Below are 4,651 nucleotides of genomic sequence, written 5' to 3'. Positions count from 1 at the left end.
TTTTTGAGACTTCCGGCACTTCTTAGACTTCTGAGACCTCTGATCTCATTTGTCTCTTTTTCTTATTCTCTCACTTCTTCCGCCGCTTTGCTAGACGGGGGATTATGGGGCGGTTACGAAAAAGCTATACCCAGAATACCGCCGCGCCCGGGATGAGATGCGGGAGCTTTTGACCGTCAAGGCCAATGTGGACCGGGTGCTGAACATGGAAATGCCCGAGGCTGGGCGTGAAAAAGACCACAGTCCGCGTTGAACGGACTGTGGTCAAAATTGTATGGAAGCGTTCACAGAACGCGCAGCTGCAGAAGGAACTTCTGCGTTTGAATGGGGTTTGGGGTGTGCACCAACAAGCATCATCTGGCAATGTGGATAGCCAGATGACTTGCTTGCACACTCCACGCTCACGTTGTTTGCTCTACGTCGTCGGAGAGTTCTCTACAGCGGACAACAGGCTGTTGCTTGGGCTTTCCATTCACATGGTGACGTTCCAGACAGAAAACTATGTTGCTGGAACGCTCAAAAAAGCCGATGTTCCGTTTCCAACTCATGCCGCATTTGCAGTGCTGTAAGCCAATGAATTGCTGCTTCATCTTACGCCCGCAGCGAGGACAGAGCTTATTGGTTTTGCCCATTCAATTTGCCAAGGATCTCATCCATGCTCATGCCGTCAGCCAGCAGCTTCTGGACGGTGGATTCCAGCTCGTTTTTCTGCGCATCCATGGCAGCTTTGGCATCCGCGCTGGCTTTTTTGGATTCCAGCTTGTCGATGGCCTTCTCAGCGGCCTTGAGGGCGGCGCGGTTGGCCTTCAGCTGTGCCTTAAGGCTGTTGATCTGGTCGAGGGTTTCCGAAATATTCTGCTCCAGCTGTGCTTTTTCCGCAGCTTTTGCTTCAATGGCAGCGGCAAAATCCATCTTGGCTGCCTTGGTCTTATTCTTGCTTCCTTTGGGTCTGGGCATAGTACAATTCCTCCATGATTGAATCTGCTTTATTATAAAATAAAGTATATCATGAATGATACATCTATACAATAGCATTGCCTGCATTTTATATTGGTGAATCTGAAAAAATGTACAGTCCCAAATTTTAGTGCGTTTTTTTGAGCACAAACACTACTGCACAAGCGGCAAGGAATAAGCCCGGAATCAGAATCATCAGCAAGTAACGCTGGCGTTCGCCGGCTGCATAACTTTCTGCGCTCTCATCAGGATCAACAACCACGATGGCATCCTCATCGTGAATATAAAGGACACGCTGTACAATATCGCCTTCCTCGGCCAGCAGCTGGGCGGACGTCTCGGTGGAGCCGGCCTCAAAAGAACACCTGTACCCCGAGCCATCGGTGGCCTCATAGCGCACTTTATACACGGTGGTGGTAGGGTGCATCCGGCGGCTGCGCCCATAGGAGGAAGTGTTCTTTTTCTGTACTGGGTAAATTTCAATAGGCGTAAAGGTATGTACGCCTTTGTCCTCGTAGGCTGATGCAGGCAGCACTGTCAGTATGTTTTTAATGCCGAGGCCCAGAATGATGACAGCCACCATCATTAGGATCATGCTGGATGCGCCAAGCATATCGCGAAATTTTTCGGACATAGTTTATACCTCCGTGCTAGTAAAAGTACCCGTTGGATAGAAAGAAGTTCTGTTCAGCTATCACCTCGCGGTCAGGGTTGAAGATAAACTTCACCAGGCTGCCATTTTCTTCCATCTCATGGCGCAGGCCCTCGGCATCGTAGCGGTTAACCTGGATGTTTCCGTCAAAGGTCTCCACCTGGGTGGTGCGGTTGAAGGCATCATAGCCGTACTGGGCCTAGTAGGTTGCTTACAAAAATAATGGGTTATAATATAATTGGTTTGTGCTCATTTTTGGCTTTTTGAAAAAGCTCGGCTGGAGATAATGTCTCGTCGCTCAAGAATAACAGCTGGTAGATTTTGCCGGCAAAGGGAACACTTTGAAATATTTCATTCATCCATTCTTCTTGTTGAGAATCTGTCCCTTCGCCTTTTTGTAATTTTTCTATAAGTTGTATGATTTCAATCTCATTTAATTTCATATGTGTTTCCCCCTATCATGAATTGATATTGAAGTGGTAATTGCGATCAAGTATATCTACATGCATTCTTGGAGTTGAAATTATCATATTACTCAAATCATAGACATTTCCTCCAACATGAATTGGTGTTAGGTGATGAATAACATATTTTGAGTGTTGACCATTGGTTTGCTCAAGTGCTGTAAATGGGGCTTTCCCTGCTTGCATTAGACTTCTATTCGAAGCAGAGAACTCATTTGCATATTTTGAATTTCCAATTTCGGTCCAGAAAGCGTGTCTGAACTCGTCAAAATCATTAAATGTTTTACCTTGTAACTTTTCGCCGACTTCCTTTGGAATAACTCCAATATTTCCATGGGTCCCTCGCATCATAGTTTGGACATTAGGCAGTTTGTCTGCGCCTGTGACTGTCCCACTTTGATATCTGGGTTTTTTTACACCTGCAGAGGGGTTATAGGACTGATTAATCGCAGATGTATTTTCTGGCAGTGCAAGTGTAGCATTCTGCGCTGCGGCATAGGGATTTTTCTTTTGCTCCTTGACAATATTGGAAGCTTCTGCCATCAAGCGCTGCTTGGTGTCATAGTCCATCTTGTCAGGGTCAAGGCCGCGTTCAGATGCCAGCTTGTTAAATGCGTCCTGTTTTGTATCGCACCAGTGGCCGGTCGGGTCAATGTAGTAAGTAGGCCGGTTGGCACAATACGCATACAGATTCAGCCCATCGCCGCGGTAGGTATCCTCCTGGGTAAACCGGGCAATGACCGGGTTATAGAAGCGTGCGCGCAGGTAGTATTGCTGCGTGACTGGGTCAAGCTGTTGGCCGGTGAATTTGAAGCGGTTGGGGACGGCTTCCTCCTGAGCCGTAAGGTTGCCCCAAGCGTCGTAGGTATAGTGGTTAAGAACAAGCCCATCTTCATCAACAACATGGGTAACTGACCCCATCTCGTCGCTGACGTAGTGGTAATACGTTCTTGCGGCATCCGTATTGCGTGCGATCAGCTCGCTGCTGCGGATGTAGCGAACAAGGTTATGAGCATCAGACTCAACAACGGCCTCGCGGTCAGGATTGAAGATGAACTTCACCAGGCTGCCGTTTTCTTCCATCTCATGGCGCAGGCCTTCGGCATCGTAGCGGTTGACCTGGATGCTCCCGTCAAATATTACATATGCTATATATGTCAAGTGTTGTTGCTTGCCAGAAAGTCGACCGGCTGGTTACAACATAGGATAATGTTACCACCTCCAAAACATTGCTCCATTGCATTGGCACAATTTAATAAAGAAATCGTTTAATTTAAATCGAATGGATTCCCATTCCGGTGCGGGATAGCCGACCTCTCCATCTATAATGCTATAGCACCCCTTTTTTCTTAAATCAAATAATAAAATATCATCACTAAATAAGCACTCAAGAAAACAATAGCATCTTTCGGGAATATCATAACCGGATTCCTTTAATTCCTGTGTTGTTTCTTCAATTTCTCTTAGGCCTAATAATTTGTATCCATCATCTTCATGCTCTGATTTAAATATAATGGCACCATTAGAAATAAGCAAGAATTCTTTATATATATCTGGTAAACTACAGTCATGCAGAAACTCAAAAGTTTCGAGTTCCTTAATGGATACAGGAGAGTTCCAATAAAAGAAATATGTTGTTGTTTCTAGAACCGTTTTTATGGTTTCTTTACGGTTTGCCTTTTTTGCTAGTTCTTTTAAAATGTTCATAAGTTTTCCCAACTCTAAATTACTCGTAATTGTTCCACCATGGTGTAATGATTTTACGATGAATATTTGTTAATATTGGTGTCATATTTTCAAAGCTTGCACTGCCTCCAAATTCACGTGGCTTTATATGGTGGATTTCGTACAAATCCCATCCACCTTCTGGAGTTGTAAAACCTTGTCTATACCATTCGTCTATAAAGTCTTTTTTACATAGAATGTCAGTGCTATTGACACGATTCAAATTTGCCTCATGTTGATTCCGATACCAACGCAAGCGATAAAATATTTAGGATGTGGCTGGCACGATTCTATCAGCATTCATAGTATTTTTATAATACATGTAAATCATCTATCATGACTAGACCGTTTTTACGGAAGTCGAGTTGCAATGTCAAATCGCTTGTTCGATTGTTATAAAACATATTAATATCAATCCAATATCCGGATTTATCGCTATACTCATTTATGTCAAGTTTATCAAAATATTGGTTTGGAGGCATTGTTATATGACTTCTATTATCATATTCTGATAGTACTCTTTTAATATCTTTTCGCAAAACTCTATCTAAGATTCCTCTTTTCTCTAAATCGGAATAATCTTCATTCACTAAGCATCGTACTATATACTTGCAGTATTCTATAATCTCTGTTTTTGTTTCAAACATCTCATTTGCCTCTAATTTCTTATCTGATGACGATTGCCTGAAATTTTTATAACTGAATTATTATTTAATCCTAAAATGGGAGCTCTATGGAAGAAAAGGGGACAGCGCCAATGGAAAGCTGGATGTAAGGGACTTTGCTGTTGACAAAAATGGGATACCCAAACTGATTGCAGATGCGTTTGATAAAGTCCCAGTCTGTCTCGGCC

General features: G+C 43.6%; 8 protein-coding genes and 1 pseudogene. 2 read left to right on the top strand and 7 right to left on the bottom strand.

Annotated elements, in window-relative coordinates:
• Window positions 1–118: 118 nt before the first annotated feature.
• Both B5E66_RS13645 and B5E66_RS13135 read left to right on the top strand, forming a co-directional pair.
• Window positions 119–253, top strand: a pseudogene (locus B5E66_RS13645) (relaxase/mobilization nuclease); the annotation flags it as partial.
• Window positions 228–569, top strand: coding sequence for a hypothetical protein (locus B5E66_RS13135; RefSeq protein WP_158098364.1), 342 nt, complete (start codon window positions 228–230; stop codon window positions 567–569). The pseudogene B5E66_RS13645 and the gene B5E66_RS13135, both read left to right, overlap by 26 nt.
• A 46-nt stretch (window positions 570–615) precedes the next feature.
• Here the strand turns inward: B5E66_RS13135 and B5E66_RS12550 are convergent, their stop codons facing one another.
• The 7 genes from B5E66_RS12550 to B5E66_RS13010 all read right to left on the bottom strand — a co-directional run bounded on the left by B5E66_RS12550 (window position 616) and on the right by B5E66_RS13010 (window position 4,445).
• A complete protein-coding gene (locus tag B5E66_RS12550; protein ID WP_087233794.1) occupies window positions 616–957 on the bottom strand; it encodes a hypothetical protein in 342 nt (113 codons plus the stop codon).
• Between the two features lie 127 nt (window positions 958–1,084).
• The gene (locus B5E66_RS12545) at window positions 1,085–1,591 is read right to left on the bottom strand and encodes a hypothetical protein (RefSeq protein WP_087233791.1); all 507 of its coding nucleotides are present in this window, start codon (window positions 1,589–1,591) and stop codon (window positions 1,085–1,087) included.
• Between the two features lie 245 nt (window positions 1,592–1,836).
• Complete coding sequence (locus B5E66_RS12540; protein WP_087233788.1) at window positions 1,837–2,052, bottom strand: hypothetical protein; 216 nt, start codon at window positions 2,050–2,052, stop codon at window positions 1,837–1,839.
• A gap of 15 nt (window positions 2,053–2,067) precedes the next feature.
• Window positions 2,068–3,234, bottom strand: a complete 1,167-nt coding sequence (locus B5E66_RS12535) for an RHS repeat-associated core domain-containing protein (protein WP_242958208.1) — start codon at window positions 3,232–3,234, stop codon at window positions 2,068–2,070.
• Window positions 3,235–3,285: 51 nt separating this feature from the next.
• Window positions 3,286–3,780, bottom strand: a complete 495-nt coding sequence (locus B5E66_RS12530; RefSeq protein WP_087233785.1) for an SMI1/KNR4 family protein — start codon at window positions 3,778–3,780, stop codon at window positions 3,286–3,288.
• A gap of 19 nt (window positions 3,781–3,799) precedes the next feature.
• Window positions 3,800–4,021: an HNH endonuclease signature motif containing protein gene (locus B5E66_RS13015; protein ID WP_143407006.1), complete on the bottom strand. Its 222-nt coding sequence runs from the start codon at window positions 4,019–4,021 to the stop codon at window positions 3,800–3,802.
• 88 nt (window positions 4,022–4,109) lie between these two features.
• On the bottom strand, window positions 4,110–4,445 hold the full coding sequence (locus tag B5E66_RS13010; RefSeq protein WP_143407005.1) for a DUF7668 domain-containing protein: 336 nt from the start codon (window positions 4,443–4,445) through the stop codon (window positions 4,110–4,112).
• Window positions 4,446–4,651 lie beyond the last annotated feature (206 nt).

Origin of the sequence: Faecalibacterium sp. An121, from assembly GCF_002160915.1 — a bacterium.
Taxonomy (GTDB): domain Bacteria; phylum Bacillota; class Clostridia; order Oscillospirales; family Ruminococcaceae; genus Faecalibacterium; species Faecalibacterium avium.
This window is presented reverse-complemented; position numbering and strand designations above follow the sequence as displayed.

What these genes read in the sequence shown, in the direction of transcription:
- B5E66_RS13010 (WP_143407005.1), bottom strand. Translation starts at nt 4,445, where the DNA reads ATGTTTGAAACAAAAACAGAGATTATAGAATACTGCAAGTATATAGTA.
- B5E66_RS12545 (WP_087233791.1), bottom strand. Translation starts at nt 1,591, where the DNA reads ATGTCCGAAAAATTTCGCGATATGCTTGGCGCATCCAGCATGATCCTA.
- B5E66_RS12540 (WP_087233788.1), bottom strand. Translation starts at nt 2,052, where the DNA reads ATGAAATTAAATGAGATTGAAATCATACAACTTATAGAAAAATTACAA.
- B5E66_RS12530 (WP_087233785.1), bottom strand. Translation starts at nt 3,780, where the DNA reads ATGAACATTTTAAAAGAACTAGCAAAAAAGGCAAACCGTAAAGAAACC.
- B5E66_RS12550 (WP_087233794.1), bottom strand. Translation starts at nt 957, where the DNA reads ATGCCCAGACCCAAAGGAAGCAAGAATAAGACCAAGGCAGCCAAGATG.